We start from the raw sequence: 26,726 nt of genomic DNA, 5'->3' as shown, positions 1-26,726 counted from the left end.
TCGAACGGAAAAGGACAAGTATGAAATCACGTGCAGCAGTTGCATTTGGTCCCGGCAAACCGCTGGAGATTGTTGAAATTGACGTCGCGCCGCCGAAAAAGGGCGAAGTGCTGGTGAAAATCACCCACACCGGCGTCTGCCATACCGATGCCTTTACGCTTTCCGGCGACGATCCGGAAGGGGTCTTCCCGGCGGTGCTCGGCCACGAAGGAGGCGGCATTGTGGTGGAGGTGGGCGAAGGCGTCACCAGCCTGAAGCCTGGCGATCACGTCATTCCGCTCTACACCGCTGAATGCGGCGAATGTAAGTTCTGTAAGTCTGGCAAAACCAACCTTTGCCAGGCGGTACGCGCCACCCAGGGCAAAGGGCTGATGCCGGACGGCACCACCCGTTTCTCTTACAACGGCGAGCCGGTGTATCACTATATGGGCACCAGCACCTTCAGCGAATACACCGTCTGCGCGGAAATTTCGCTGGCGAAGGTCAACCCGCAAGCGCCGCTTGATAAAGTCTGCCTGCTGGGCTGCGGCGTCACCACCGGCATCGGCGCGGTGCATAACACGGCGAAAGTCAAAGAGGGCGATACGGTCGCGGTCTTCGGTCTTGGCGGCATCGGCCTTGCGGTTATTCAGGGGGCGGTGCAGGCGAAAGCGGGGCGTATTATCGCCATCGACACCAACCCGTGTAAATTCGAGCTGGCGCGTGAAATGGGCGCGACCGACTGCGTTAACCCGAACGACTACGACAAGCCGATTCAGGAGGTCATTGTCGAGATGACCGACGGCGGCGTGGAGTTCAGCTTTGAGTGCATCGGCAACGTTAACGTCATGCGCGCGGCGCTGGAATGCTGCCACAAAGGCTGGGGCGAGAGCGTGATTATCGGCGTGGCGGGCGCAGGTCAGGAGATCCGCACCCGTCCGTTCCAGCTGGTGACCGGGCGCGTCTGGCGCGGCTCCGCATTCGGCGGCGTAAAAGGACGCAGCCAGCTGCCGGGCATGGTAGAAGATGCCATGGCGGGCAAAATCCGCCTTGATCCGTTCATCACCCACCGCCTGCCGCTTTCGCAAATCAACGAGGCGTTTGATTTAATGCATGAAGGCAAATCGATTCGCACCGTGATTCACTTCGGCGACGAATAACTTCTTTTTAATGATAAAGCGGCCTCTGCGCCGCTTTTTTTTTGCGCCGTTTCCGCACGTAATTGCTGAATCTGTGAGCCAGGTAGCGATCTTTGCGCTAACCCTTCGCCGCGCTCTGCCGATGATTTTCTTACAGGCTTATTCCTGACCTACACACAAGAGAAAACTGGCCATGACTAAAACGACAACAAAGCAAAAAACGGACGTCCTGAGTTTCTGGCACCATATCCGGCTGGTTCCGCTGTTCTCAGCCATTCTTGGCGGCATTTTGCTGCTTTTTGCCCTCTGCGTAGGGCTGGCGGGTTATTTCCTCGTCCAGAGCGACAGCGCGCTCAATGATGTAAAAGAAGAAATTCAGGTGCGAAGCGGGCTTGCCGACAGCGCCAGCCTGCTGCGCACCGCGCGCATCAACATGATCCACGCCGGCGCCGCCAGCCGCGTGGCGGAAATGGAAGATATGCGCCGCAACATCAGCGATGCGGAAAACAATATCAAGCTCGCCCGTCAGGGGTTTTCCAGCTATCAGGCGCGGCAGGAGCAGACCGGCGATGCGCTGGATAACGACCTGAAAACACGTTTCGACGCCTATCTGCAAGGTTTGCAGCCGATGCTGAAGTTCGCCAAAAACGGCATGTTCGAGGCTATCATCAATCACGAAAACGAACATGCCCGCCAGCTTGATACTGACTACAGCGCCGTGCTGCAAAAAGCGGTGGCCATCCGCACCGAACGCGTGCAGGCGTTGAGCGAGCTGGCATCGCAGCGCACCCACTTTAGCCTGATGATGATGGCGGGCGCGTTCGCCGTGGCGCTGCTGATGACGCTGCTGACGTTTGTGGTGCTGCGCCGTATTGTGATTAAGCCGCTCCAGCACGCCGCCAGCCGCATCGAAACCATCGCCAGCGGCGACCTGACGCTGCCGGAAGAGCCGACCGGGCGCAGCGAAATTGGCCGTCTGAGCGAACATCTGCAACTGATGCAGCGCTCGCTGGTAAAAACAGTCGGCACCGTGCGCGAAGGGGCGGGCGCTATCTATCAGGGCACCAGCGAAATTTCCGCCGGCAATACCGATCTCTCCTCGCGCACCGAGCAGCAGGCGGCCGCGCTTGAGCAAACCGCCGCCAGCATGGAGCAGCTTACCGCCACCGTGAAGCAGAACGCCGATAACGCGCATCACGCCACGAAGCTCGCCGAAGACGCCTCCGGCAAGGCAAGCGACGGCGGGCGTATTGTCTCCGGCGTAGTGACCACAATGGGCAATATCTCCGCCAGTTCGAAGAAAATCTCTGAAATTACCGCCGTCATTAACAGCATTGCCTTCCAGACCAACATCCTGGCGTTGAACGCCGCGGTGGAAGCCGCCCGCGCCGGCGAGCAGGGACGCGGGTTCGCTGTGGTGGCGAGCGAAGTTCGCACGCTGGCGAGCCGCAGCGCCCAGGCGGCGAAAGAGATTGAAGGGCTTATCAGCGAGTCTGTGGCGCTGATTGATAAAGGCTCCACGGAAGTGGTGCACGCAGGCGATACCATGAAAGGGATTGTCGAAGCGGTGAAGCGCGTCACCGACATCATGCTGGAAATCGCCGCCGCGTCGGACGAACAGAGCCGCGGCATTGAGCAGGTGGCGCAGGCCATTGCTGAAATGGATAACGTGACACAGCAAAACGCCTCGCTGGTGGAAGAAGCCTCCGCCGCCGCCGTATCGCTGGAAGAGCAGGCCGCCCGCCTGAATGAGGCGGTCGGCGCCTTCCGCCTGCGTCAAAGCGCCCCGGCTGTCGGCCAGCGCGTTGCGCCAGTTGAACCGCGTCCGGTGGCGGCGACGCGCCCGGCATTAGCCAGCGGGGATAACTGGGAGACCTTCTGAACAGAGCGTAAACCTGCCGATCACCCTTAGCCGTCGGCAGGCTGACTTTTGTCGCCCTTCGGGGCGACTTTTTTTACTTTAGGAATATACTGCAACGTTTTCTGCCTTTGCCGCCTGGCTTATTTCCGGGTTCATCGTCCAGGCTTATCAGGGTCTGGATATGACATTCTGAAATAACTAACGGAGACAACGACATGCAGATTAAAACCGCGCAAGACCTTTTCGTTCATTTACTTTCAGACACCTACAGCGCCGAAAAACAGATTACCCGCGCGCTGCCGAAACTGGCGCGCGCCGCGTCAGATGAAAAATTAGCCGAAGCCTTCAAAATGCACCTTGAAGAAACCCATGGCCAGATTGAACGTATTGATAAAGTGGTTGAAAGCGTGCCGGAGCTGAAACTGCGTCGTATCAAATGTGTGGCGATGGAAGGGCTGATTGAAGAAGGCCAGGAAGTTATCGATGAGATCGAAAAAGGGCCAGTGCGCGATGCGGGCCTGATCGCCGCCGCGCAGAAAGTGGAGCACTATGAAATCGCCGCCTACGGTACGCTCTGCACCCTGGCGGAACAGCTGGGTTACACCGAAGCGAAAAACCTGCTTGGCGAAACCCTGGCGGAAGAAAAATCAACCGATGGCAAGCTGACGACAATCGCGGAGTCTGGCGTTAACACCAAAGCCTCGACCAAATAAGGCTGATAAGCTTTCCACCGCCATCATATAGCGTAAAAAAAACCACTCCCGCGGGAGTGGTTTTTGCTTTTTCAACGCCCGTTAAGCCAGCGCGGGGTAATCGGTGTAGCCCGTTTCGCCTGGCGAATAGATCGTGTCGGCATTAAGCGGGTTATAAGGCCCGTTCTGCGAGAAGCGCTCCACCAGATCGGGGTTGGCGATATAAAGCTTGCCGAAGGCGGCGGCATCCGCTTCGCCTTTTGCAATCAGCGCTTCGGCGCTCTCTTTGGTCAGGCCGTCGTTGGCAATCCATGCGCCCTGGAATTTATCTTTGATCTGCGGGCCGACGCGGTTCGGGAAATCAAGCGCTTCACGCGCGAAGATAAAGGCGAGGCGGCGTTGATTGAGCTGCTCCAGCACGTAGCCGAAGAGCGCTGCTGGCTGCGAGTCTTCCATCGAATAGGAGTTCGACATCAGGTTCAGATGCACGCCGATGCGGTCGGCAGGCCATTCGCCAAGCAGTGCGTCGACCGTTTCCAGCAGAAAGCGGGCGCGGTTCTCAATGCTGCCGCCATAGCGGTCGGTGCGCTTGTTAGAGCCATCATGCAGGAACTGGTCGAAAAGATAGCCGTTGGCGGCATGCACCTCAATGGCGTCGAAGCCAGCGCGCTTCGCGTTGACAGCCGCTTTGCGAAAGTCTTCCACAATGCCCGGGATCTCTTCGGTTTCCAGCGCGCGCGGCTCGCCGTAGGGGCGTTTAGGGCGCACGGCGGTGACATGGCCTTCCGGCGCGATGGCGCTTGGCGCGACCGGCTTTTCGCCGTCAAGAAAGACCGGGTCGGAAACGCGGCCGACGTGCCAGAGCTGAAGCACGATTTTGCCGCCTTTGGCGTGCACCGCCTCGACAATCTCTTTCCACGCTTCAACCTGCTTTTCAGACCAGATGCCTGGCGTATTGGGATAACCCACGCCCTGGGGCGTAACGGAGGTCGCTTCGGTGAAAATCAGCCCGGCGCTGGCGCGCTGAACGTAATATTCTTTGGTCACCTCGCCCGGCGAGCGCTCATCCACCGCGCGCATGCGGGTGAGCGGGGCCATCACGATGCGGTTGTTCAGCTCAAGCGCGCCTATCTTTACGGGATCAAACAGCGAAGGCATAACAAATTCTCCTGTCAGGAATAATGCGGTTCGGTCATTAATGCGTTATTGCGCAGCAATTCGCAAGGGCAGGGAATTAGCACTTTATGCGCTTAATTATGCCCTTACGTCATACACGCGCTCAGACAGGCATGGATTTGCGAATAGAAGCCAGCAGGGTTTGCGCGCCGCTGGAGAGCGGGCTGTCCACCCGCGTCAGGATGCCGATAGGCTCGCCCGCCCCCTGGGTGGGAACCGGCAACGCGGTCAGCGTCCCCTGGCGCAAATCCTCTTTTACCGCGCCGGAAGGAACAAACCATACGTAGTTGTAATCCACGGTGAGCTGGCGTGAGAGCGAGGCGGAAAGCGTTTCAATGCAGGTGGCGGGCAGGCGGCAGCCCTGGCTTGCCAGCAGCGTTTCGGCGTTCTGGCGCGGCACGGTGCCTTTGGGCGACACCACGGCGGGCCACTCCATCACCCGGCTTAAGGTAATGTTATCGTTCAACAGCGGGTGGCCGGGGCGCACCACCAGCTTCAGCGACTCGAGAAACAGCAGCTCATAATTAAGCCCGTTCATCAGTTCCGGGTCCGACATGCGCCCGATGCCCAGATCCAGCTCGCCCGATTTCAGTCCCGCCAGCAGCATGGTGTTATTCATGGTGGCGACCTGCAGGGTGATGTCGCTCTGCTGCTGGTGAAACTGGCCGATCACGGCGGGAAGAATGCCAAGGGCGGCGGTGGGAAGCGCGCCGATGCGCACCACGTCGACGCTGTCGTTCTCTTTGCGGGTCAGCGCCTGGCCTGCATGGTTCAGGGCGTCGAGCACCTTCACCGCGTGGGTGAGAAACTGCTCGCCGACCAGCGTCAGCTGCGCGCCGAGCCTGCCGCGTTCAAACAGGCGGGTGCCGGTGAGCTGCTCAAGTTCGTTAAGCGTTTTGGAAAGCGCAGGCTGGCTCAGGTTGAGGGTTTCTGCCGCGCGCCCCAGAGTTCCCTGCTGTGCGACGGCCACGAAGGTATGAAGATGGCGCAAGCGAATGCGCTGATTAAACAGACCATTTTTTTCCATAGCTGATGTTAAAAACAGAGCGGGAAGCGTGACAAGATAAGTTGTTTAATTTTGATAACTTGCTAGCAAAATAATATTAACAATAGGCCATTATTTTCAACATCAAGGCGCCAGAAACAGGGCAGATGTCCATACGCCGCAATAAGAATACAGAAACGGGCGCGAACAACGCGCCCGGGGGAAGGGTCAGACGTCGAAAAAGACCGTCTCTTTTTCGCCCTGCAGATGAATATCAAAGCGGTAAATCACCTCGCCGCCGCGCTGCTCGCGGACGCCGATAAGCGTGTTGCGGCGCACTTCCCATTCAATCAGGTTCAGCACCGGATCTTTTTCGTTCGCCGCCTGCTCATCAGAAAAGTACATGCGGGTGTTCAGCCCGATGTTTATCCCTCGCGCCACAATCCACAGGTTGACATGCGGCGCCATGATGCGCCCGTCGCGGCCCGTTACCGGCCCTGGCTTGACCGTCTCAAAGCGCCAGACGCCGCTGTCGAAATCGGAGCAGGCGCGGCCCCAGCCGCGAAAGTCCGGGTCGAGCGCTTTTTCGTGCTGTAAATCCGCCGGGTGGTTATAGCGCCCGGCGGCATTAGCCTGCCAGAGTTCCAGCAGCACGTCGCGCACCGGCGTGCCGGAGCCGTCAATCACCCGGCCTTCGATAACGATACGTTCGCCTTCGGTATGGCTGTTGGTCAGCACGTGGCTGAAATTTTTCTCAAAGATGTGAAATCCCGCCGCGTGCGGCGCGAGGCCGATATGCACATAGGGCCCGGCGGTCTGCGAAGCGGTTTCCGGCAGATAATCTTTCATCGGGCGGCTCCTTGCGTACGGTTTTCAAACAGCGTGGCGCGTTGGCCGCGCAGCACCAGGTCGAAGCGGTAAGCCAGGCAATCCAGCGGCACCGCCGCGTGCGTATCCAGCTCGGCAATCAGCGTGCGCACCGCGTCGTCGTTATTAATGGTGCGGACAATAGGGCACTGGCGAATAAGCGGGTCGCCTTCAAAGTACATTTGGGTGATCAGCCGCTGGGCGAACGCGTCGCCGGAAAGCGAAAAGTGAATATGCGACGGACGCCAGTCGCTCGCCTGGTTACGCCACGGATAAGGGCCGGGCTTGATGGTGCGGAAAAAATAGTAGCCGTTTTCGTCGGTCAGCACGCGGCCGCAGCCGCCGAAGTTCGGGTCGATGGGCGCCAGGTATTGATCTTTCTTGTGGCGATAGCGCCCGCCCGCATTCGCCTGCCACACCTCCACCAGCGTGTTTTTCATCGGGCGGCCGAAGCCGTCGCGCACATAGCCGTGCACAATGATGCGCTCGCCAATCGGCAGGCCCTCTTTGGCGTAATTCATGATGAGGTCGTTATCCAGCGGGCCGAGATCCTGCTCGCCGAACACCGGGCCGGTGATTTCGGAAAGCGAGCTTTGCAGCGAGATAAGCGCATTGCGCGGCGAGCGCAGCACGCTGGTTTTATAGCCCGGCGCAAAAGCGGGCGGATGTTGGTTGTAATCGCGGTGCACGACCTCGCGCGCGGGCCATTTTTCACTCATAGGGGACTCCATCAGGCAGGGTACAGGGTAAATGTTGTTTTAATCGCCTGCAGGGAGTGTGTGTAAATGCAATGTTAAATTAAAGTGAATTTATAGCGATATTTACATAACTAATAGTTATGGATAACGGCAAAGGTATCACTAATCGTCACTGCCGCTGTAGATCACAATTTACACATTGTTCCCACCAGGCGCGTAAGTCGTTCTCTACACTCACATCAATACTCACTGGAGGCATGAGAATATGGCGAACAGCATCACGGCTGATGATATTCGGGAGCAGTTTTCACAGGCGATGTCGGCGATGTACCAGAAAGAGGTGCCGCAGTACGGCACGCTGCTTGAACTGGTGGCGGACGTTAACCTTGGGGTTCTGGAGAATAACCCGCAGCTGCATGAACAGCTGGCGAACGCCGACGAACTGGCGCGCCTTAACGTGGAGCGCCACGGGGCGATCCGCGTCGGCACGGCGAAGGAGCTTGCCACGCTGCGGCGCGTCTTTGCGATTATGGGCATGCATCCGGTTGGCTACTACGATCTCTCCCAGGCGGGGGTGCCGGTGCACTCGACGGCCTTTCGCCCGGTCGACGACGTCGCGCTGGCACGCAATCCGTTTCGCATCTTCACCTCGCTGCTGCGCCTTGAGCTGATTGAAAACGAAAAGCTCAGGAAACGCGCCGCCGCTATTCTCGCGAAGCGCGATATCTTCACGCCGCGCTGCTACGCCTTGCTCGATATTTATGACGAGCAGGGCGGCTTTACGGAAGAGCAGGCGAAGGAGTTTGTGCGCGAGGCGCTGGAAACCTTCCGCTGGCACAGCCACGCCACCGTCGACGCGCAGACTTACCAGGCGCTGCATGATGAACACCGCCTGATTGCCGACGTGGTCTGTTTTCGCGGTTGCCATATCAACCACCTCACGCCGCGCACGCTGGACATTGACCGGGTGCAGGCGTTGATGCCGGAGTATGGCATCACGCCGAAAGCGCTGATTGAAGGCCCGCCGCGCCGGGAGTTTCCGGTGCTGCTGCGCCAGACCAGCTTCAAGGCGCTGGAGGAGCCGATAATGTTCGCCGGCGAAAGCGCGGGCACCCATACGGCGCGGTTTGGCGAAATCGAGCAGCGCGGCATGGCGCTCACACCGAAAGGCCGGGCGCTGTACGATGCGCTTTTGCAGGAAGCGGGCAGCGGCAAAGATAACTTTACCCACCAGTACCATCTGCAGGAGGTGTTCAGCCGCTTTCCGGACAGCGACGCGCTGCTGCGCCGCCAGGGGCTGGCCTATTTCCGTTACCGCTTAACGCCGGTGGGCGAAACGCACCGTCACGCTATTCACCCCGGCGATGACCCGCAGTTGTTGATTGAGCGCGGCTGGGTCACCGCGCAGCCCATCATCTATGAAGACTTTCTGCCGGTCAGCGCCGCCGGGATTTTTCAGTCCAACCTGGGGGCGGATAGCCGCGCCCGCAGCCACGGCAACGCCAGCCGCGAGAGCTTCGAGGCGGCGCTCGGCTGCCCGGTGTTTAACGAATTCACGCTTTATCTGGAGGCGGAAGATCGCAGCAAGCGACGTTGCGGTCTGCTCTGAGCGCGCTACGCTCTCAGCAGTGATGCTGAAAAGGAAACGTCAATGGAGAGATCGCCGGAAGTCGCAGTAGCTCAGGGGCTGCTGTCGGGCGTGGTAGAAGAGAATATAGCAGTCTGGCGCGGCATTCCCTACGCCGCGCCGCCGGTAGGCGAATTGCGCTGGCGCGCGCCGCAACCCCCGGCCAGCTGGCAAGGCGTATTGCACGCCGACCGTTTCGGCGCGGCGAGCTGGCAGAATCGCGACTTTTGTCAAAACCTCGCAGGCGGCGACCCGGGCGCCTTTTCCGAAGATTGCCTTTATCTGAATGTCTGGTCGCCGGTTGAGCGCCAGGGTGCGCTGCCGGTGATGGTCTGGCTCCACGGCGGCGGCTTCACGCTTGGCGCCGGCGGACTGCCGCCTTATGACGGCAAGCAGCTTGCCGCGCGCGGCGTGGTGCTGGTGACGGTGAATTACCGGCTGGGGCATCTTGGCTTTTTCGCCCACCCGTCGCTCGAAGAAGAGACGCCGGTTAATAACTTCGCGCTGCTTGATCAGATAGCCGCGCTGCGTTGGGTGCAGGAGAACATCGCGGCGTTCGGCGGAGATCGTGACAACGTCACCTTATTTGGAGAATCCGCTGGCGCGCGCAGCGTCCTCTCGCTGCTCGCCTCGCCGCTGGCGAAAGGGTTATTCCACAAGGCCGCCGTGCAAAGCGGCTATACGCTTGCGGATACGCCGCGCGAGCAGGCGCTGCGAAAAGGCGTGGCGCTGGCGACCCATTTCGGCCTCGAGAACGCCAGCGCGGCGCAGCTTCGCGCCTTGCCCGCCGACGCCTTCTGGTCGCTTGCCGCGCCCCATAATATCGCCCCGGTTCCCATCTGTGGCGACAGCGTGCTGCCACAGCCGATGCTGGAGACCTTCTTCGCCGCGCAGCAGCATCCCATGCCTGTGCTGGTCGGCAGCAACAGCGACGAGGCGAGCGTGCTGGCGTATTTCGGCGTTTCGCTGGAGGCGCAGATAGCGAAACTGCGTCGGGAACGGCGGCTGGGATTAGGGTTGATTCGCCTGCTTTACCCCGGCGTGCGCAAAGACAGAGAGCTGGGCCGCCAGGTCTGTCGCGACATGGCGTTCACCACGCTCGGATTTGTGGTGATGCAGGCGCAGCAGCGCATCAACCAGCCCTGCTGGCGCTACTGGTTTGACTATGTGGCGGAGGCGGAGCGGGAAACCTACGCCAACGGCGCGTGGCACGGCAACGAGGTGCCTTATGTGTTCGACACGCTGCGCCTCACCGAGCCTGCCTGCCAGTATGTCACGCCCGACGACCTCGCTTTCGCGTCGCAGGTGGCGGACTACTGGGCGCGTTTCGCCCACTATCAGCCCGGCACGCCGCCGGTGCTGGAAGGGCCGGTGCGCTGGTGGGCGAGCCTGCGCGGGCGTGAGCGGCTATTGCGCATCGGGCTTGATAAGCGGGCGGGGTTTAAGCTTGAGAACCGTTTTATGCGCGCCCGCATGCAGCTCTTTAAACGGGTGATGAAACACCACGTCAGCTTAGAGTAAGCAGCTGTTCGCGAAAGGCGAGCAGCGGCGCCGCGTCCTCTGGCTGCTCGCGGATCGCCAGCCGGTAAGCGGCACCGGTTTTTACGCTGCCAGGAAACGGGCGTAATAAGCGGCCTGCGCGCACATCCTCCTCCACCAGATTGAGATCGGCAATCGCGATGCCGAAGCCCTGGATTGCGGCGCTGATGGCGAGATCCATGGTGTCGAAGTGTTGATTTTTTCGCATAGCGGGCAGCGGCGCTGTTTGCTGAGAAAGCCACAGCGTCCAGTCGGTTTTATCGCGGGTGGGGTGCAGAAAAGTCAACGCTGAGAGGGAATCAAGCGCTATCGGGTTTTCGCCCGCCAGCGCAGGGCTGACGACGGGCGTGAGCGCCTCTTCAAACAGCAGATCGCCGCCCCGGTTGTGCGAGCCGAAAATAATCGCGGCGTCGAAAGGTTCGGTTTTAAAGCTCACGCCGTGGCCGATAGTGGTGGTGAGCGCCACCTGCGTATCGGGCAGGCTTTTTTCGAGCCGCATCAGCTTTGGCAACAGCCAGCGCATGGCGCAGGTAGGCGCTTTAAGGCGCACCACGCTCTGCTTGTGCCGCGCCTGCTCCGCCGTGCGGATGAGCTGGCCATAAGCCTGTTGCAGCTCGGGCAACAGCGCCTCGCCTTGGGGCGTCAAATGCAGGCCGCGGGCGTGACGCTCGAACAGGGCGAAGCCGAACCAGGCTTCCAGCGCGGCGATTTTTCTGCTGACCGCGCTCTGCGTCAAACACAGCTCGCGAGCGGCATGGGTGAGATTAAGAAAACGGGCGGTGACAAGAAAGGCATCCACCGCTGTGAGAGGAAAAGTGCGCCGCGACATGCTTGCTCCAGCTATGCGTTTTATGCATGGCTATTATGACAACAATTCGGTTGTGGCGGCAAACGATTCTGTTGAATAGTTATGCATATTTTGTGATTAAGCGAAGGTGTGATGATGCAAACTCCGGTACAAAGCCGCTCAAAACTGCCCGACGTGGGAACCACGATTTTTACAGTGATAGGCCAGCTTTCAGCGCAGCATAACGCCATCAACCTTTCTCAGGGGGCGCCCAACTTCCCCTGCGACCCGCAGCTCACGGCGGGCGTCACCCGGGCGATGCAAGCCAATCATAACCAGTATGCGCCGATGACCGGCCTGCTGCGCTTAAAGGAGCTGATTGCTGAAAAAGTGGCGCGTCTCTACCAGGCGCGCTATGACGCCGCGAGCGAGATTCTTATCACCGCCAGCGCCAGCGAAGGCCTCTACTCCGCGATAAGCGGTCTGGTGCATCCGGGCGATGAGGTTATCTATTTTGAACCCTCCTTCGACAGCTATGCGCCCATCGTGCGGCTGCAGGGCGCGACGCCTGTCGCCATTAAGCTGACGGTGCCCGATTTCAGCGTCGACTGGGATGAGGTGCGCGCCGCCATTACGCCCCGCACCCGCATGATAATCGTCAACACGCCGCATAACCCGAGCGGGCAGGTTTTCAGCCGTGCGGACCTGGATGAACTGGCGGCGGTAACGAAGAACACCGATATCATTATTCTCTCTGACGAAGTGTATGAGCACATTGTGTTTGACGGCGAGCGTCACCATGGGATGGCGACGCACCCGCAGCTTGCCGAGCGCAGCGTGATTGTCTCCTCGTTTGGCAAGACCTTTCACGTTACCGGCTGGCGCGTGGGCTACTGCCTGGCCCCGGCGGCGCTGATGGAGGAGGTCTGCAAGGTCCATCAGTTTTTAATGTTTTCCGCCGACACGCCAATGCAGTACGCTTTTGCCGATTACATGGCCAACCCGGAAACTTATCTGGCGCTGGGTGACTTTTATCAACGCAAGCGCGACCTGATGCAGCAGTTGTTGGCGGCGTCGCCGTTTACACTGCTGCCGAGCGGCGGCGCGTTCTTTTTGCTGGCGAGCTACGCGCATTTCAGCGACGAGGCGGACAGCGAACTGGTCAAACGGCTTATCACCGATTACGGCGTGGCGACCATTCCGCTTTCCGCGTTCTACGCCGACGGAACCGATAACAAACTCATTCGCCTCTCTTTTGCCAAAGATGAAGCGACGTTAAGGGCAGGCGCGCAGGCGCTCTGCCAGGTAAAGCCACGTTAAGAAGGGGTGAAGATGAACAAAGTGAAAGTGTTGTGCCTGACGCTTGGGATGTTTTCCTGTGCGGCCTTTGCCGCAGACGAACTGCGCTATGGCATCGAAGCCGAATACCCGCCGTTTGAAAGCCGCAACGCAGCGGGCGAGCTGGAGGGGTTTGACGTGGATCTGGGCAACGCCATCTGCAAGGCGGCCAGGCTTAAGTGCTCGTGGGTGGAAACCTCATTCGACGCGCTGATCCCGGGGCTGATGTCGAAAAAGTTCGACGCCATTAACTCGGCGATGAACATTACCGACCAGCGCCGCCAGAGCATCGACTTCACCCAGCCGATTTATCGCATTCCTTCACAGTTGGTGGGGAAAGCGGGCAGCGCGCTGGACGCCACGCCGCAAGCGCTGAAAGGCAAAACCATCGGCGTGCTGCAAGGCTCCATTCAGGAGACCTACGCCAAAGAGCACTGGGAAAAGCAGGGTGTGACGGTCATCTCTTATAAAGATCAGAATATGGCGTGGGGCGATCTGCTGAACGGGCGTATCGACGCCTCGCTGGTGATGTCCGCCGCAGGCCAGGGCGGTTTCCTCAGCAAGCCGCAGGGCAAGGGTTTTGGTTTTATCGGCAAGCCGGTAGAGGATGACAAGATCCTGGGCAGCGGCATTGGCTTTGGCCTGCGCAAAGGCGACGAGGCGACGAAAAAACAGCTCGACGCCGCTATCGATAAAGTGCGCGCCGACGGCACCATCGACCAGCTTGCGAAAAAGTATTTTCCCGGCATCGACGTCAGCGTGAAGTAACCCTCAAAAAATTAAAAACCCCGGTTCGCTGAGCGCCGGGGTTTTTTTATCGGTGTTTCTCAAAGAGAACCCGGCCAGGCCGGGCCACCGCGAGCTATCATCATTAAATTCAGGTGTTATCCGGCGAGATTTTTATTGTGGCGCCGGACCCTCCCAGCGGGAGGAATAAAAGGCATATACAGCCGGTGCGATGACGGCGCATCACGCCGGACTGCGTCGCTGAAAGTACGCCGCGGCGCTTCGTCTGGCAAGAGGAGCAGACATATTTTTTTTGAATACGTGCATGCTGCCATCGATGAGGCGCAACCAGGAGGAATCGTCTGATAACGAAGCTGGTTTTCGCGTTTTATCCGGCGCTTTCTCAGCCGTCGCGCTGTCCTGAAATTCCTTTCACAATTAATACGTTAGACTTAGCCCTCGCGGACGTTCGCTTGCCGCTTGCTGACAAATAACTTTCTGAAAAATAAAAGAAAAATAAGTTTTCGGCTGGCTATTGGCTTCATTCTGAATTTTGTCTACAGTGTGCGGTCTGATCGCTTAACACTTGCCGTGTTCTGCCCGCGGGCAGGACAACCTGTATCGACAACTAAGGACGATTTCTCAGGCATGAACCGCAGACGTTTTATCAAAGCCTCCTTCGCACTCGCCGCGGCGTGTGGCGCGCCCGGCATGGCCGGTCTCTTTTCCCGTACGGCCTGGGCGCAAGAGGCCGGTATCGCCGACGGGCAGACCCGCGCGTTTGACTTCTCCGAGTTGCAGAACATGGCGAGCAGCCTTGCAAAGAACCCCTGGGGCGGCGCGCCGCGGCCGCTGCCGAACACGCTCGCTACGCTTACGCCGCAGGCCTATAACAGTATTCAGTACGACGCGGGTCACGCCTTGTGGAACAACATCGAAGGCCGTCAGCTCGACGTGCAGTTCTTCCACGTCGGCATGGGTTTTCGCCGCCGCGTGCGCATGTTCTCTGTCGACCCGTCCAGCCGCCAGGCGCGCGAAATCCACTTCCGTCCGGAGCTGTTTAACTATCATGACGCGGGCGTGGATACCCGTCAGCTGGAAGGGCAGACCGATCTCGGGTTCGCCGGTTTTCGCGCGTTTAAAGCGCCTGAGCTGGCGCGACGCGACGTTGTCTCTTTCCTCGGCGCAAGCTACTTCCGCGCGGTGGACAGCACTTATCAGTATGGCCTTTCCGCACGCGGCCTGGCGGTAGACACCTTCACCGATCAGCCGGAAGAGTTCCCGGATTTCACCGCTTTCTGGTTTGAAACGCCGAAAGCGGATGACACCACTTTCGTGGTTTATGCGCTGCTCGACAGCCCCAGCATCACCGGCGCTTACAAATTTACTATCCATTGTGAGTCGACCCAGGTGATGATGGAGGTGGAAAATCATCTCTTCGCCCGTAAAGACATTAAACAGCTCGGCATCGCGCCGATGACCAGTATGTTTAGCTGCGGCACCAATGAGCGCCGCATGTGCGACACCATCCATCCGCAAATTCACGACTCCGATCGTCTCGCCATGTGGCGCGGCAACGGCGAGTGGGTCTGCCGTCCGCTAAACAACCCGCAGCGCCTGCAGTTCAACGCGTTTATGGATGAGAACCCGAAAGGGTTCGGTCTGTTGCAGACCGACCATAAGTTCGAGAGTTACCAGGACATTATGGGCTGGTATAACAAGCGCCCGAGCCTGTGGGTGGAGCCGCGCAACCGCTGGGGCAAGGGCACCGTCGGGCTGATGGAGATCCCGACTACCGGCGAAACGCTGGATAATATTGTCTGCTTCTGGCAACCGGAAAAACCGGTCAAAGCCGGGGACAAGCTTAACTTCGAATACCGTCTTTACTGGAGCGGCGACGCGCCGGTGCATACGCCGCTTGCCCGCGTCTACGCCACCCGCACCGGCATGGGCAGCTTCCCGGAAGGCTGGGCGCCCGGCGAGCATTACCCGAGCCAGTGGTCGCGCCGCATCGCCATTGACTTTATCGGCGGCAAGCTGAAAGAGTCGGCGCCGAAGGGCATCGAACCGGTGATAACGCTCTCCAGCGGCGAAGCGAAGCAGGTGGAGATCCTCTACGTGGAGCCTTTCGACGGCTACCGCATCTTGTTCGACTGGTATCCGAATTCCGACTCGGTCGATCCGGTGGAAATGCGCATGTTCCTGCGCTGCCAGGGCGAGGCCATCAGCGAGACCTGGCTTTATCAGTACTTCCCGCCTGCGCCGGATAAGCGCAACTACGTCGACGACCGCCAGATGCGATAAGTAGACGTTCGCGAGAATCGATTAAGGAAAAGCCCCGCCAGCGGGGCTTTTTTTCGTCTCAGCGCAGCTTCATGCGCCTCGCCAGCGTATCGACAATAAAGCTGTTCACCGACATGTTTTGCTCAGCGGCGGCCACCGCCAGACGCTCGCTAAACGAGGCGGGGTAGCGCAGCGTGAACGTTTTTAGCTTATCTTCGCGCTCATAAGGGGCGATTGAACGCGCCTCGCAATCCGCCAGATATTCAGCGAGCGAAATTTCCCCTTGCTCCTGCAATCCCTTCAGGCTGTCGGCCATAAAATCGCAGTAGCCTGTCAGCCCCAGAAAGCGGCCGCGAAACAGTCGCAGTTCGGGTTCATAGGTGATGAGCGCGGGCTGGCCCTGAATCAGCAACGTGTTGGGCGGTAACGTAGTGGTCATGGCATAACTCCTTGTTCCTGTAGCCAGTGGCGTAAACCGGGCACGGCGCCTTTGTCCGTTGTCGGGTCGGGGTGCGGCCGATGAAAATGGGCTACCGAGTCGTTGAGCAAAAAACGCACGCGCGAGCCTCGGCCCATGCTCACTTCGCCACCGAGCGCAATGATGAGCATTTCAATATCCTGCCATTTTATCGCCGCCGAAACCGGTGAGGCGAAAACCTGACATAACGTATGGTGGTGCTTTTTCCTTAGATATTCTTTGCCATAGCCCATAGATCCTTCCGTGGCGTCAATTTATGAAGTCATAGTAGCGTACAAAAAAATGACGTCAATTGCTGACGTCATTTTGCGAAGAGGATTCAGATTCTAACTACAACATGGGTGCAACGGCGTCAGGCCAGCGGTCCGCCGAGAATGGTTTCGCGCATACCCGCCAGAATGCGGTCGCCGGTTTCGCTCTTTAGCTCCTCATACCAGCCATCGGTGACGCTCATCTCTTTGCCATGCGTGACGTCGCTACGCTTGCGCGCTTTCAGCACCAGGTCTTTTACCCGCCAGGCGCGTTTATCCTGATAGCGCAGCAGCGCGTCCTCTATGCCAAGGGAGTTTGTCTGCAAGGCTATCGCCAGCACCACCGCGTCCTCCATCGCCGCGCAGCCGCCCTGGCCGATATCCGGCGTGGTGCTATGCCCGGCGTCGCCGAGCAACGCCACGCGCCCGCGCACCAGTTGCATAAAGGGTTCAATATCATGGATCTCAATGCGGTTAGTGGTTTGCGGATCGATCGCGTCAATCAGCTTTTGCACCGGCGCGGCCCAGCCGGAGAAGTACCGCTTAAGATCCTCGCGCACGGTGGCGCGATCTTCCGCCAGCCCTTGGGGCAGCGGCACGTCGAAAAAGAAATAGAAACGGTTGCCCGCCACCGGCATCAGCGAAACGCGTTTGCCCTCGCCGACAAAGGTGGTCCACTGGTTCGCCGGCGCGATGGATTCATCAATCTCCACCAGCCCGTTCCAGTTAACGTAACCGGCATAGCGACGCTCCGTTTGATGGCCCAGCACCCAGGGACGAATCACGGAATGGGTGCCGTCAGCGGCGATCAGCAGGTCACCTTCGGCGATATGTCCGTCGCTAAAAAAGGCGCGAACGCCGCCGGGCGTCTCTTCAATATGCGTAACGCGTTTGCCAAACTGCACCGCCTCGCGGCCATAGGCGGCGAGCAGCATATCCTGCAATTCCGCTCGCGCCACGGGGTAGGGGCGCTCGCCCACGCTTTTCACTAAAGGATCAAGACTAAAGCGCGTCAGCGTCTGGCCCTGGCGGAACTCCTGATAAGCCATAAACTCCATCGGTCCGCCGAGGGCGGCTAAGGGTTCTTTCATGCCTAGCCAGTTGAGGCACTTTACGCCATTCGGCCAGATGGATATGGCGGCGCCAACGGGTTTTATCTCCTTTACCGCCTCGTAAACCTCGGTGCTGATGCCGCAACGCTTGAGCGCTATCGCCGCGCTAAGGCCGCCTATGCCGCCGCCAATAATGATCGCTTTCATTTTTCGTCTCCTTCGTGGTTACGAAAACGTTAAGCAATTTCTATACCAGCCAGCCGCAGCCATAAGCGGGCGCGATAGCGGCGCAAAGGCGTCGGCGCTGCGCCAGTTTGGTGAGCGCGGCTGGTGCAGATGCCGCTTTTTACAGCAAACCATAAATTCTGGTGGTGTTGCTGCCCGCCAGGCTATGTTAACTATCAGGTTTATTCGCACGTATTCAGGAGCGCCCCCTTGCAGGACATCCCAAACTGGCAGGATGAGGTAATCGTCGTAAACGACCAGCTTAAGCTTCATTCCGTGAACGAGGCCTTTTCCGAAGCGCTGTATGACCTGGTGGTGCGCAATAAAGCCGCGCTGCAAAAAGCGATGGACTGGCCAAAGCAGGTGAAATCGGCGGAAGACACCCGCAAAACGCTTCAGGGCAACTATCTTTTGCACCACCGCGGCTATGCGAAAATGTTCATGATTCTGCAGCAGGATCGCTTGATAGGCGTGCTGTCGTTTAACCAGATAGAGCCATCCAACAAAACGGCTTACATTGGCTACTGGCTGGATGAGGCCTGGCAGGGAAAAGGGCTGCTGTCGCAGGCGCTACAGGCGTTTATCGCCCGCTATGCGGATTCGGGCGAGGTGCGGCGCTTCGTTATAAAATGCCGCGTCGCCAATGAGGCGAGCAACCGCGTGGCCCTGCGCAACGGCTTTCGGCTGGAGGGCACGCTAAAAGAGGCGGAATACCTCAACGGCCAGTTTTACGATCAGAACATCTATGCGCTGATCGTCGATAAGCGGCGCTAGAGCGCGCCCAGCATGGGGGTGCGGGTAATATGCTGGTCGCCGTTGAGGGTTCTTCGCCCCCGCAGATGCAGCGGGTCGCCGTTGTAAGCTTCGACGACGGCGTTATCAAAAACCTGCACGCCGTCCTCAATCAGCACGTTGCCTTTGATTTGCGCGTTGCCGAAAATGCGCGCGCCGTCGTCCAGCATCAGCGGGCCGCCTGAGAGCCGGGCGTGGTCAAAAACTTCCACATGGTGCTTGAGTACGCAGTTGCCTTCCACGACGGCATGTCCGTAAACCTGCGCGCTGTAGCGAAGCGTCGGCACATCCTCTTCGCCTTTTCCCGCCACAACGCGGGCGTTGCCGTAAACCTGCGCGCAGTCGCATACCCAGACATCATTCTCTTCGTTGCCTTCCAGCATGGCGTTTTCATAAACCTCCGCCCGATGCTCAACGAAGGCGTAGCTGAGCAACGCGTGTCCATAGATTTGCGCCTGATGCACCACTCGGGAGGCGTTGACCGTGGCGTGCCCGTAAATATGCAACTGCTGCTCGCGATCGGGCGTCAATCCTTTCGCCGCCAGCACCAGGCTGCCGTTCATCACCCGCGCTTCGCCGAAGATGTGGCATTCGCCCCGCACCTGGGAGCTTTGCACCATGGCGTTGCCGCTGACGTGGGCGTGGTCGCTTATTTGCGCGTGGTCAATCCAGGCGTTATCGCTGATTTTAGCGCCGTCGCGAATATCGCAGGGCTGGGTGAGGCGCGCGTTGCCGCTGACTCTGGCGCCGCCAAACACCACGCTGTTTTCATCGTAGATCCAGCAGTCGCCCTGCTGGCTGAGGCTGGCGTCATCCTCCACCCAGCCGCCTGACGCGCCGGCTTTGACATCGGCAAAGTCGCGCAGGGCGCGGATCTGGCGCAGATCAACGCTCTTTTTCTCGCCGCCTTCAGCCCAGGTAAACTTACGTATTTCGTCGCCCAGTTCATATTTGCTCATGGTTCCGCTTTCCTCATCACGCTCTGCAATAAACGTAGCAGAGTTTTTAGCGCTGGCGGCGCGCTGCCCGCTTCCTTAAAATGCAGATGAAATGCATCTTAGAAACGACGCAGGAAACCCCGTAATGACTATTCGTGACGAAAATTATTTCACTGAAAAATATGGCCTGACCGCCACCCATTCAGAGGTGCTGAACGCCGTGCGCTATGTGCAGCCGGGCAAAACGCTCGATCTCGGCTGCGGCAACGGGCGCAACAGTCTCTACCTGGCGGCGCGCGGCTTTGACGTAACCGCATGGGACAAGAACCCAGCGAGCATTGCGAATCTGCAACGCATTATTGAAGCGGAATCGCTGGCTAACCTGAAGGCGGATATCGCCGACCTGAACGCCATGACCTTTGACAGCGACTATGACTTTATCCTTTCTACCGTGGTGCTGATGTTTCTGGCGCCCGCCACCATTCCACGGCTGATAGAAAATATGCAGCGTTGCACGAAACCCGGCGGATATAACCTGATTGTGGCGGCGATGAATACCGAAGATTACCCCTGCAACGTCGGTTTTCCTTTCGCCTTTAGCGAAGGGGAATTAAAAAATTATTACGCCGGTTGGGAACTGATTAAATATAACGAGAACCCGGGAGAGCTTCATAAAACGGATGAGAAGGGCAACCGCATTAAACTGCGTTTCGCCACGCTTCTTGCCAGAAAAGCATAATGACAGGGCGGGTAGCGCTTTGCGTGCCCGCCATATTTATTTAGTGAATGTGTTTTTGTGATTTATTTAATGAACAAATCTGGCTGCGCTGAAACTATTCAGTTAGCCTGAATTTATCAGTAAACCGCATTATTACGCCGTAATGCCGCCGCGCTTTTGCTATAACGTCCCGGTTAATTCGTCACAACAGGGAACAAAAAATGCGTAATAAATGTTTTATTAAGGCGACATTGCTTTCTTCGCTGCTGGTTCTGGCTGGCTGCGCGTCAAAAGTGGCTGAGCCTGAAAACTATTCCGGTTTTTTAAAAGATTACTCCAGCCTGCAGGAAACGAAATCGGCGACCGGCAAACCGGTGCTTCGCTGGGTGGACACTGGCTTTAACAGCGCCAGTTACGACAGCATTGTTTATAACCCCGTGACCTTCTACCCCGAAGCGCGCCCGACAACGCAGGTGGGGCAGCAGGTGCTGGATGGGTTGCTCAATTATACCAACAATAAGCTCAAAACCGCCGCGCAACAGCGCAAACCGCTGGTGACAACGCCGGGCCCCCGCAGCCTTATCTTCCGCGGCGCCATTACCGGCGTGGACAGCAGCAAAGAGGGGCTTCAGTTCTATGAAGTGGTGCCGGTAGCGCTGTTGGTGGCGGGCACGCAGATGGCGACCGGTCACCGCACCATGGATACGCATCTCTATTTTGAAGGCGAACTGATTGACGCGGCCACCAACAAGCCGGTGGTGAAAGTGGTGCGCAAGGGCGAAGGCGAAACGCTGAGCAATGAAAAAACGCCGATGACCCTGGCAACGCTTAAGCAGGTGGTGGACGACATGGCCGCCGACGCCGCCCTGTTTGATACCAAAAGCGGCGACAGCCAATAAAATAAACGGGAGTCGCGGCTCCCTTTTTCATACCCGTTTCTCTTCTTTTAACGCTATGCCGCGCCGTGTCGTCGCCAGCAACGCGTAGCTTATTCCACCCGCCATCAGCCCCCAGAATGCCGAGCCGACGCCCAGTAGCGTCACGCCGCTCGCGGTCACCAGAAACGTAATAATCGCCGCGTCGCGCTCGTTTTCCCTCACCAGCGCCTGGTGCAGGCTGCCGCTGATGGCGCCAAGCAGCGCCAGCCCGGCAAGCGTCTGTATCCAGGGCAGCGGCAAGGCGGCAAGCAGTGAGGTGATTGAAGCGCCGCACAGGCCCGCCAGCAGGTAAAAAACGCCCGCCGCGGCAGCGGCGAGCCAGCGCTTGTGGGCATCCGGATGGGCGTCGGGGCTCTGGCAGATGGCGGCGGTAATGGCGGCGATGCAGATAGAAAAGACGCCGAAGGGCGACAGCAGCAACGCCAGCCCGCCGGTCATCGCCATAAGCGGCGAAACAGGCAAGCGGTAGCCCGCCGCCTGCAGGGTCGCAAGCCCCGGCGCGTTTTGCGACGCCATGGTCACCAGGAAAAAGGGCAGGCCGATGCCGGTCAGCGAAGCGAATGTAAATTCAGGCGCGGTAAAAGCGGGCGCCGCCACGCTGAAGTGCAACGCGGCGCTATCTATTTCGCCGCCAAGCCAGGAAACCGCGAGCCCCGCCAGCAGCGTAGCCACAATGGCGTAGCGCGGCATCAGCGCTTTCGCCGCGAGCCACACGGCCAGCATGCTGCCGCACAGCCAGAAATGCTCTTCCATCGCGCTGAAGGCCTGCAGCCCAAAGCGCAGCAGAATGCCGGCCAGCATCGCGGCGGCAAGCGCGGGCGGGATAATTTTCATAAGCCGCGCAAACAGCCCCGTCACGCCGCACAGCACAATCAGCAGATTGGCGAAGAGAAAGACGCCCACCGCCTCATTCAGCGTGCTGCCCTGCAGGCTGGTGGCAAGCAGCGCCGCGCCGGGCGTAGACCAGGCCGTCAGCACCGGCGCGCGATACCACAGGCTCAGGGCAAGCGTGCTGACGCCCATACCGATACCGAGCGCCGTCATCCAGCCCGCAATCTGCGCGATGCTCGCGCCCGCCGCCGCCGCGGCCTGCCAGATGATAGCGGCGGAACTGGCGTAACCGACCAGCACCGCCACGAACCCCGCCAGCGCGGTGGGAAGAGGAAGAGAAAACTGACGCATGAAGGCTCCGCTGTGCGTTATAACGTCCACGCAGAGTAGCATTGTGCGTTATAGCGCACAAGCCTGGTTGGTTTTTAGTGGCTACGCGGCGTCAGGCGTTTATTTTTAAAAAGGAATAGACGAAGCGGGAAATAAATCGAGTCGGGTACATGGCAATCTTAGGCCGGTAACGCTTTTCGGTTACGGTGAGGTTATCGCCAGGCTTATTCGGTTGAATATGAAAAATAAGGCGGGCAATCCCTTGCCGGGGTTTATTTACGCTCCTGGGGCGGATCGTTTGGCGGAGGCGTTGTCTTACCCGCTTTTTGCCCCGCATCGACCGATCTTTCATGGGTGTTTTTGTAGCCTACGCCATCTTTATTGCCGCGCCGCCCACCGGCGTGCAGCGGCAGAGGGACGTAACCGGCAGAGTTCTCTGAACTGATTCTGTTCTCAGTCATACCAGCCTCCTGAGAGTTATCGCTTCATTGCATAAACGCGCCGCGAAGAAAAAGTTATTGCGCACGCATGAGTAACTAACTATAGCAGTCGGATTATCATGCGTAAGAATAATAGCCCGCCGCCTTAAGCGGCAGAGGGAATAATTCCGCTGAAGCGTCTGTAAGGTAAAAAATATATTTTTTCGCCGTTATTATTACGCCAAAATATTTACGTTTATTGACTGGCAAGAAAAAGAGGCGGCGGGGTAAACGACACGTGAAAAATAGCGGCGCGGCGGCAAGGGTTGCCAGCGGGCTGGAAGCAGCCTGCGGCCCAGTGGTATCGTTAACGCCTCATCAATCCGCTCTGGAAGCCAGCCACCTTATGGATATCGCCACTTATCTTGCCGCCACGCTGAAAACCCTGCGCCTGAGCCGTAGCCTGAGCCTGACGCAGGCGGCGGAACTCACCGGCGTTTCAAAAGCGATGCTCGGGCAGATTGAGCGCAACGAGTCGAGCCCGACGGTGGCGACGCTTTGGAAAATCGCCACCGGCTTCAACGTGCCGTTTTCGCTCTTTATCGCGCCGCCCGCCGCGCCCGCGCCCGCCGCCTACGATCCGCAGCAGCAGGCGATGATCATCACGCCGCTCTTTCCCTGGGATGAAGCGCTGCGCTTTGAGCTCTTCGCCATTACGCTTGCGCCGGGCGCCGTCAGCGAATCCACGCCGCACGAAAGCGGGGTGATTGAGCATGTGGTGGTGATAGAAGGCGAGCTGGAGATGCAAACTCAGGGACGCTGGCGACGCCTTGGCGCCGGAGAAGGGCTGCGGTTTCGGGGCGATGAGCCCCACGCTTACCGCAACGCCAGCGCGCTGCCCGTGCGCTTTCACTCGCTCATCCATTACGTGAAAACGGCATAAAAAAAACCGCAAGCAAGCTTGCGGCAAGTGACAACGACAAACTACAACGACTAGCGATACTGAGGTGAACAATCAGGAATACCGCTTCAGCATACCCACCGCGCTTTCACGCAGGAAATAACAAATCCGCCCATGCTTTGCCGCCCTGTGCAATAGCCTGTAAAGCCAGGCGGCGAAACTATTTCTGATCTGCCGGGGTTCTGACTACAATAGCCGCCTTTCTATGACCAATAATGAACAAAATTTATGCGCCTGCAATCTCATCATCTAGAACTGCTCAGCCCCGCCCGTGACGCCAGCATCGCCCGTGAGGCCATTCTGCACGGCGCAGACGCGGTTTATATCGGCGGCCCCGGCTTTGGCGCGCGCCATAACGCCAGCAACAGCCTGAAGGATATCGCCGATCTGGTGCCGTTCGCCCATCGCTTCGGCGCGAAGGTGTTTGTCACGCTGAACACGATTCTGCACGACAACGAGCTGGAGCCCGCGCAAAAGCTGATAACCGATCTCTACCAGACCGGCGTGGATGCGCTGATTGTGCAGGACATGGGCATTCTGGAGCTGGATATTCCGCCGATTGAGCTGCACGCCAGCACCCAGTGCGATATCCGCACACCGGAAAAAGCGAAGTTTCTTGCCGATGCCGGTTTTACGCAGATTGTTCTGGCGCGCGAGCTTAACCTGAACCAGATTCAGGCTATCCACGACGCGGCTGACGCGACTATCGAATTCTTTATCCACGGCGCGCTGTGCGTCGCTTATTCCGGCCAGTGCTATATTTCTCACGCGCAAACCGGGCGTAGCGCCAACCGCGGCGACTGCTCCCAGGCCTGCCGTCTGCCTTACACGCTGAAAGACGATCAGGGCCGCGTGGTGGCGTATGAAAAACACCTGCTGTCGATGAAAGACAACGACCAGACCGCGAACCTGGCGGCGCTTATCGACGCGGGCGTGCGTTCCTTCAAAATTGAAGGGCGCTACAAAGACATGAGCTATGTGAAGAACATCACCGCCCACTACCGCCAGATGCTGGATGCGATTATTGAAGACCGCGGCGACCTGGCGCGCGCATCTGCGGGCAACACCGCGCACTATTTTGTGCCTTCTACCGAAAAGACGTTCCATCGCGGCAGCACCGATTACTTCGTCAACGCCCGTAAAATCGATATCGGCGCGTTCGATACGCCGACCTTTGTCGGCCTGCCGGTGGGCGACGTGCTGAAGGTGGGTAAAGATCATCTGGACGTGGAAACGACCGAGCCGCTGGCGAACGGCGATGGCCTGAACGTGATGATCAAACGCGAAGTGGTGGGTTTTCGCGTGAACGTGGCGGAGAAAACCGGGGAAAACCGCTACCGCGTCTTCCCGAACGAGATGCCGGAGGCGCTGAAAACCCTGCGTCCGCCTCATCGTCTGAACCGCAACCTGGACCACAACTGGCAGCAGGCGCTGCTGAAAACCTCCAGCGAGCGCCGCGTGGGGGTGGATATCGAGCTGGGCGGCTGGCAGGAGCAGCTTATCCTCACCGTCACCAGTGAAGATGGCGTGAGCGTAACCCGCACGCTGGAAGGGCAGTTCGACGTGGCGAACAACGCCGAGAAAGCGATGGCGAACCTCAAAGAGGGGCTGGCGAAACTCGGGCAGACTATCTATTACGCCCGGGATATCACTGTTTCGCTGCCGGGCGCGCTGTTTGTGCCAAACAGCCTGCTGAACCCGCTGCGCCGCGAAGCGATGGACGCGCTGGACGACGCGCGTCTGGCGAATTACCAGCGCGGGCGCCGTAAGCCGGTTTCCGTACCGCCGCCGGTCTACCCGGAAACGCACCTGACGTTCCTTTCTAACGTTTACAACCAGAAAGCGCGTGATTTCTACCAGCGTTACGGCGTGCAGCTTATCGACGCCGCCTACGAGGCGCATGAAGAGAAGGGCGACGTGCCGGTGATGATCACCAAACACTGTTTGCGTTTTGCCTTCAACCTCTGCCCGAAACAGGCGAAGGGCAACATCAAGAGCTGGAAGGCGACGCCGATGCAGCTGGTGCATGGCGACGAGGTGCTGACGCTGAAGTTCGACTGCAAACCGTGCGAAATGCACGTGGTCGGCAAGATTAAAAACCACATCCTGAAACTGCCGCAACCCGGCAGCGTGGTGGCGTCCATCAGCCCTGACGAGCTGCTGAAAACGTTGCCGAAGCGTAAAAACGCCTGACGAAAAAGCCCGCGAAAGCGGGCTTTTTTATCGCGCGTGGCGGCCAGGCTTGCGCGAGCTGAACCAGCCGTGATGCTCGCGCAGGGTATCGGCAGACTCCTGCGCGGCGGCGCGAATTTCATCGCTGTCTGCCTCATGACGCAGCTGCGAGTCGGGGTTCTTCACATTAAAAAATTCATCTGCGCCCGCGTGGGCGGCAAATTGGCCGGAAAAGAGCGCGCCGCAAAGCAGCAGAGCGCTTAACGCCTTTTTTAGCATTTCGTTATGTCCCTTTCTAATCAGCGGTGCGCGCACTATCGCAATAATAACGTCTGGTTAGTATTGCTCTTTTAAAAGCGCTGAAAAGAGGGTGTCAGGAATGCAAAGTTTCCACAGGAATCGTCTTTGTTGCATGCGGGTTTAACCGCGCTGTGCTTAGTGCGCCACGGAGCGGGAGAAGAGGTTAATCACCAGCACACCCAGAATAATCAGCGCCATGCCGATAATCGCCGGCCAGTCCAGCTTTTGCCCGAGCAGCAGCCAGCTCACCACGCCAATCAGCACAATGCCGACGCCTGACCAGATGGCGTAAATCACGCCGGTCGGCAGCGTGCGCATGGGAAAAGTCAGGCAGTAGAACGACAGCGCGTAAAAGACCACGGTGGCGATGCTCGGCAGCAGTTTCGTGAAGCTGTCGGAGAGCTTAAGGCAGGTGGTGGCAATAACTTCGCAAATAATGGCGACGCCGAGCAGTAAGTAATGCATTTCACAGGCTCCGTTGTAAGAAAGAGCGGAAAGGATAGCGGAGAGGATAAGAGCGGGGCAAGGCGAGAGACCCCGGCTGCATCGGGTGAAAACCTTGTTCGCTTATTTTCCCACCTGAATCGGTAAGTTGTTGTAGCGGGGCATCTGCAGTAGGCTTTG

Annotated in this window: 26 protein-coding genes; 13 read left to right on the top strand and 13 right to left on the bottom strand. The window is 58.6% G+C overall.

What is annotated here, in order from left to right:
* Positions 1–20: 20 nt before the first annotated feature.
* The 3 genes from ACU4F7_RS11865 (at position 21) to ACU4F7_RS11855 (ending at position 3,692) form a co-directional block, all read left to right on the top strand.
* The gene (locus ACU4F7_RS11865) at positions 21–1,139 is read left to right on the top strand and encodes an S-(hydroxymethyl)glutathione dehydrogenase/class III alcohol dehydrogenase (protein WP_481636980.1); all 1,119 of its coding nucleotides are present in this window, start codon (positions 21–23) and stop codon (positions 1,137–1,139) included.
* A 172-nt stretch (positions 1,140–1,311) separates the two neighbouring features.
* Entirely contained in the window at positions 1,312–3,000 is a 1,689-nt protein-coding gene (locus ACU4F7_RS11860; RefSeq protein ID WP_481636979.1) for a methyl-accepting chemotaxis protein, read from the top strand.
* Between the two features lie 194 nt (positions 3,001–3,194).
* The gene (locus ACU4F7_RS11855; protein WP_029591625.1) at positions 3,195–3,692 is read left to right on the top strand and encodes a YciE/YciF ferroxidase family protein; all 498 of its coding nucleotides are present in this window, start codon (positions 3,195–3,197) and stop codon (positions 3,690–3,692) included.
* Positions 3,693–3,773: 81 nt separating this feature from the next.
* Here ACU4F7_RS11855 and ACU4F7_RS11850 read toward each other — a convergent pair whose 3' ends face one another.
* The 4 genes from ACU4F7_RS11850 to pcaH form a co-directional block, all read right to left on the bottom strand.
* Entirely contained in the window at positions 3,774–4,829 is a 1,056-nt protein-coding gene (locus ACU4F7_RS11850) for an alkene reductase (RefSeq protein WP_029591626.1), read from the bottom strand.
* 121 nt (positions 4,830–4,950) lie between these two features.
* Positions 4,951–5,874 (bottom strand): LysR substrate-binding domain-containing protein, encoded by a 924-nt coding sequence (locus ACU4F7_RS11845; RefSeq protein ID WP_024560761.1) that lies wholly within the window; start codon positions 5,872–5,874, stop codon positions 4,951–4,953.
* A 186-nt stretch (positions 5,875–6,060) separates the two neighbouring features.
* Positions 6,061–6,681, bottom strand: coding sequence for a protocatechuate 3,4-dioxygenase subunit alpha (gene pcaG / locus ACU4F7_RS11840; RefSeq protein WP_481636978.1), 621 nt, complete (start codon positions 6,679–6,681; stop codon positions 6,061–6,063).
* On the bottom strand, positions 6,678–7,418 hold the full coding sequence (gene pcaH / locus ACU4F7_RS11835; protein WP_024560763.1) for a protocatechuate 3,4-dioxygenase subunit beta: 741 nt from the start codon (positions 7,416–7,418) through the stop codon (positions 6,678–6,680). Before pcaH ends, pcaG begins: the two co-directional genes overlap by 4 nt.
* A 244-nt stretch (positions 7,419–7,662) precedes the next feature.
* Here pcaH and hglS point away from each other — a divergent pair, with 244 nt between their 5' ends.
* Together hglS and ACU4F7_RS11825 are read left to right on the top strand one after the other, a co-directional pair.
* Positions 7,663–9,006, top strand: coding sequence for a 2-oxoadipate dioxygenase/decarboxylase HglS (gene hglS / locus ACU4F7_RS11830; protein WP_481636977.1), 1,344 nt, complete (start codon positions 7,663–7,665; stop codon positions 9,004–9,006).
* A 42-nt stretch (positions 9,007–9,048) separates the two neighbouring features.
* Positions 9,049–10,545 (top strand): carboxylesterase/lipase family protein, encoded by a 1,497-nt coding sequence (locus ACU4F7_RS11825; RefSeq protein ID WP_481636976.1) that lies wholly within the window; start codon positions 9,049–9,051, stop codon positions 10,543–10,545.
* Here the strand turns inward: ACU4F7_RS11825 and ACU4F7_RS11820 are convergent.
* Positions 10,532–11,392 (bottom strand): LysR substrate-binding domain-containing protein, encoded by an 861-nt coding sequence (locus tag ACU4F7_RS11820; protein WP_481636975.1) that lies wholly within the window; start codon positions 11,390–11,392, stop codon positions 10,532–10,534. The genes ACU4F7_RS11825 and ACU4F7_RS11820 overlap by 14 nt on opposite strands.
* Before the next feature lie 108 nt (positions 11,393–11,500).
* Between ACU4F7_RS11820 and ACU4F7_RS11815 the strand changes: the two genes are divergently transcribed.
* From ACU4F7_RS11815 to ACU4F7_RS11805, 3 genes are all read left to right on the top strand, one after another.
* A complete protein-coding gene (locus ACU4F7_RS11815; RefSeq protein WP_029591631.1) occupies positions 11,501–12,670 on the top strand; it encodes a pyridoxal phosphate-dependent aminotransferase in 1,170 nt (389 codons plus the stop codon).
* A gap of 12 nt (positions 12,671–12,682) precedes the next feature.
* A complete protein-coding gene (locus ACU4F7_RS11810) occupies positions 12,683–13,456 on the top strand; it encodes an ABC transporter substrate-binding protein (protein ID WP_481636974.1) in 774 nt (257 codons plus the stop codon).
* A 606-nt stretch (positions 13,457–14,062) separates the two neighbouring features.
* Positions 14,063–15,718 (top strand): glucan biosynthesis protein D, encoded by a 1,656-nt coding sequence (locus tag ACU4F7_RS11805; RefSeq protein ID WP_029591633.1) that lies wholly within the window; start codon positions 14,063–14,065, stop codon positions 15,716–15,718.
* A gap of 58 nt (positions 15,719–15,776) precedes the next feature.
* Here the strand turns inward: ACU4F7_RS11805 and ACU4F7_RS11800 are convergent, their stop codons facing one another.
* The 3 genes from ACU4F7_RS11800 to hpxO all read right to left on the bottom strand — a co-directional run bounded on the left by ACU4F7_RS11800 (position 15,777) and on the right by hpxO (position 17,685).
* On the bottom strand, positions 15,777–16,136 hold the full coding sequence (locus tag ACU4F7_RS11800) for a type II toxin-antitoxin system HicB family antitoxin (protein WP_481636973.1): 360 nt from the start codon (positions 16,134–16,136) through the stop codon (positions 15,777–15,779).
* Complete coding sequence (locus ACU4F7_RS11795) at positions 16,133–16,408, bottom strand: type II toxin-antitoxin system HicA family toxin (protein WP_481636972.1); 276 nt, start codon at positions 16,406–16,408, stop codon at positions 16,133–16,135. The genes ACU4F7_RS11800 and ACU4F7_RS11795 overlap by 4 nt, the downstream gene beginning before the upstream one ends.
* 119 nt (positions 16,409–16,527) lie before the next feature.
* Entirely contained in the window at positions 16,528–17,685 is a 1,158-nt protein-coding gene (gene hpxO / locus ACU4F7_RS11790; protein WP_481636971.1) for an FAD-dependent urate hydroxylase HpxO, read from the bottom strand.
* Between the two features lie 228 nt (positions 17,686–17,913).
* Here hpxO and rimL point away from each other — a divergent pair, with 228 nt between their 5' ends.
* Positions 17,914–18,477 (top strand): 50S ribosomal protein L7/L12-serine acetyltransferase, encoded by a 564-nt coding sequence (gene rimL, locus ACU4F7_RS11785; RefSeq protein WP_481636970.1) that lies wholly within the window; start codon positions 17,914–17,916, stop codon positions 18,475–18,477.
* Here the strand turns inward: rimL and ydcK are convergent.
* A complete protein-coding gene (gene ydcK, locus ACU4F7_RS11780) occupies positions 18,474–19,454 on the bottom strand; it encodes a YdcK family protein (RefSeq protein ID WP_481636969.1) in 981 nt (326 codons plus the stop codon). The two genes, rimL and ydcK, sit on opposite strands and share 4 nt — an antisense overlap.
* A gap of 124 nt (positions 19,455–19,578) precedes the next feature.
* Here ydcK and tehB point away from each other — a divergent pair, with 124 nt between their 5' ends.
* Positions 19,579–20,172 carry a tellurite resistance methyltransferase TehB gene (tehB, locus tag ACU4F7_RS11775; protein ID WP_481636968.1) on the top strand — a complete coding sequence of 198 codons (594 nt, stop codon included), beginning with the start codon at positions 19,579–19,581 and terminating at the stop codon, positions 20,170–20,172.
* Between the two features lie 200 nt (positions 20,173–20,372).
* Positions 20,373–21,050, top strand: a complete 678-nt coding sequence (locus tag ACU4F7_RS11770; RefSeq protein WP_481636967.1) for a DUF3313 domain-containing protein — start codon at positions 20,373–20,375, stop codon at positions 21,048–21,050.
* A 27-nt stretch (positions 21,051–21,077) separates the two neighbouring features.
* Here the strand turns inward: ACU4F7_RS11770 and ACU4F7_RS11765 are convergent, their stop codons facing one another.
* Together ACU4F7_RS11765 and ACU4F7_RS11760 are read right to left on the bottom strand one after the other, a co-directional pair.
* Entirely contained in the window at positions 21,078–22,271 is a 1,194-nt protein-coding gene (locus tag ACU4F7_RS11765) for a benzoate/H(+) symporter BenE family transporter (protein WP_481636966.1), read from the bottom strand.
* Positions 22,272–22,522: 251 nt separating this feature from the next.
* The gene (locus ACU4F7_RS11760) at positions 22,523–22,711 is read right to left on the bottom strand and encodes a hypothetical protein (RefSeq protein WP_029591642.1); all 189 of its coding nucleotides are present in this window, start codon (positions 22,709–22,711) and stop codon (positions 22,523–22,525) included.
* A gap of 364 nt (positions 22,712–23,075) precedes the next feature.
* On the opposite strand from ACU4F7_RS11760, the gene ACU4F7_RS11755 reads away from it, so the two are divergent.
* Both ACU4F7_RS11755 and ACU4F7_RS11750 read left to right on the top strand, forming a co-directional pair.
* Positions 23,076–23,612 (top strand): helix-turn-helix domain-containing protein, encoded by a 537-nt coding sequence (locus tag ACU4F7_RS11755; RefSeq protein WP_481638725.1) that lies wholly within the window; start codon positions 23,076–23,078, stop codon positions 23,610–23,612.
* Between the two features lie 246 nt (positions 23,613–23,858).
* Positions 23,859–25,823: a peptidase U32 family protein gene (locus ACU4F7_RS11750; protein WP_481636965.1), complete on the top strand. Its 1,965-nt coding sequence runs from the start codon at positions 23,859–23,861 to the stop codon at positions 25,821–25,823.
* 27 nt (positions 25,824–25,850) lie between these two features.
* On the opposite strand, the gene ACU4F7_RS11745 is transcribed toward ACU4F7_RS11750, so the two are convergent.
* Positions 25,851–26,081 carry a DUF2554 family protein gene (locus ACU4F7_RS11745; RefSeq protein ID WP_029591644.1) on the bottom strand — a complete coding sequence of 77 codons (231 nt, stop codon included), beginning with the start codon at positions 26,079–26,081 and terminating at the stop codon, positions 25,851–25,853.
* A 156-nt stretch (positions 26,082–26,237) separates the two neighbouring features.
* On the bottom strand, positions 26,238–26,567 hold the full coding sequence (locus ACU4F7_RS11740; protein ID WP_029591645.1) for a DMT family transporter: 330 nt from the start codon (positions 26,565–26,567) through the stop codon (positions 26,238–26,240).
* Between the last annotated feature and the right edge of the window lie 159 nt (positions 26,568–26,726).

This window comes from Franconibacter pulveris, assembly GCF_056780215.1.
This window is presented reverse-complemented; position numbering and strand designations above follow the sequence as displayed.

Coding starts and splice junctions, on each gene's coding strand:
- ACU4F7_RS11865 (WP_481636980.1), top strand. CDS start 21: ATGAAATCACGTGCAGCAGTTGCATTTGGTCCCGGCAAACCGCTGGAG.
- ACU4F7_RS11860 (WP_481636979.1), top strand. CDS start 1,312: ATGACTAAAACGACAACAAAGCAAAAAACGGACGTCCTGAGTTTCTGG.
- ACU4F7_RS11855 (WP_029591625.1), top strand. CDS start 3,195: ATGCAGATTAAAACCGCGCAAGACCTTTTCGTTCATTTACTTTCAGAC.
- ACU4F7_RS11850 (WP_029591626.1), bottom strand. CDS start 4,829: ATGCCTTCGCTGTTTGATCCCGTAAAGATAGGCGCGCTTGAGCTGAAC.
- ACU4F7_RS11845 (WP_024560761.1), bottom strand. CDS start 5,874: ATGGAAAAAAATGGTCTGTTTAATCAGCGCATTCGCTTGCGCCATCTT.
- pcaG (WP_481636978.1), bottom strand. CDS start 6,681: ATGAAAGATTATCTGCCGGAAACCGCTTCGCAGACCGCCGGGCCCTAT.
- pcaH (WP_024560763.1), bottom strand. CDS start 7,418: ATGAGTGAAAAATGGCCCGCGCGCGAGGTCGTGCACCGCGATTACAAC.
- hglS (WP_481636977.1), top strand. CDS start 7,663: ATGGCGAACAGCATCACGGCTGATGATATTCGGGAGCAGTTTTCACAG.
- ACU4F7_RS11825 (WP_481636976.1), top strand. CDS start 9,049: ATGGAGAGATCGCCGGAAGTCGCAGTAGCTCAGGGGCTGCTGTCGGGC.
- ACU4F7_RS11820 (WP_481636975.1), bottom strand. CDS start 11,392: ATGTCGCGGCGCACTTTTCCTCTCACAGCGGTGGATGCCTTTCTTGTC.
- ACU4F7_RS11810 (WP_481636974.1), top strand. CDS start 12,683: ATGAACAAAGTGAAAGTGTTGTGCCTGACGCTTGGGATGTTTTCCTGT.
- ACU4F7_RS11805 (WP_029591633.1), top strand. CDS start 14,063: ATGAACCGCAGACGTTTTATCAAAGCCTCCTTCGCACTCGCCGCGGCG.
- ACU4F7_RS11800 (WP_481636973.1), bottom strand. CDS start 16,136: ATGACCACTACGTTACCGCCCAACACGTTGCTGATTCAGGGCCAGCCC.
- ACU4F7_RS11795 (WP_481636972.1), bottom strand. CDS start 16,408: ATGGGCTATGGCAAAGAATATCTAAGGAAAAAGCACCACCATACGTTA.
- hpxO (WP_481636971.1), bottom strand. CDS start 17,685: ATGAAAGCGATCATTATTGGCGGCGGCATAGGCGGCCTTAGCGCGGCG.
- ydcK (WP_481636969.1), bottom strand. CDS start 19,454: ATGAGCAAATATGAACTGGGCGACGAAATACGTAAGTTTACCTGGGCT.
- tehB (WP_481636968.1), top strand. CDS start 19,579: ATGACTATTCGTGACGAAAATTATTTCACTGAAAAATATGGCCTGACC.
- ACU4F7_RS11770 (WP_481636967.1), top strand. CDS start 20,373: ATGCGTAATAAATGTTTTATTAAGGCGACATTGCTTTCTTCGCTGCTG.
- ACU4F7_RS11765 (WP_481636966.1), bottom strand. CDS start 22,271: ATGCGTCAGTTTTCTCTTCCTCTTCCCACCGCGCTGGCGGGGTTCGTG.
- ACU4F7_RS11760 (WP_029591642.1), bottom strand. CDS start 22,711: ATGACTGAGAACAGAATCAGTTCAGAGAACTCTGCCGGTTACGTCCCT.
- ACU4F7_RS11755 (WP_481638725.1), top strand. CDS start 23,076: ATGGATATCGCCACTTATCTTGCCGCCACGCTGAAAACCCTGCGCCTG.
- ACU4F7_RS11750 (WP_481636965.1), top strand. CDS start 23,859: ATGCGCCTGCAATCTCATCATCTAGAACTGCTCAGCCCCGCCCGTGAC.
- ACU4F7_RS11745 (WP_029591644.1), bottom strand. CDS start 26,081: ATGCTAAAAAAGGCGTTAAGCGCTCTGCTGCTTTGCGGCGCGCTCTTT.
- ACU4F7_RS11740 (WP_029591645.1), bottom strand. CDS start 26,567: ATGCATTACTTACTGCTCGGCGTCGCCATTATTTGCGAAGTTATTGCC.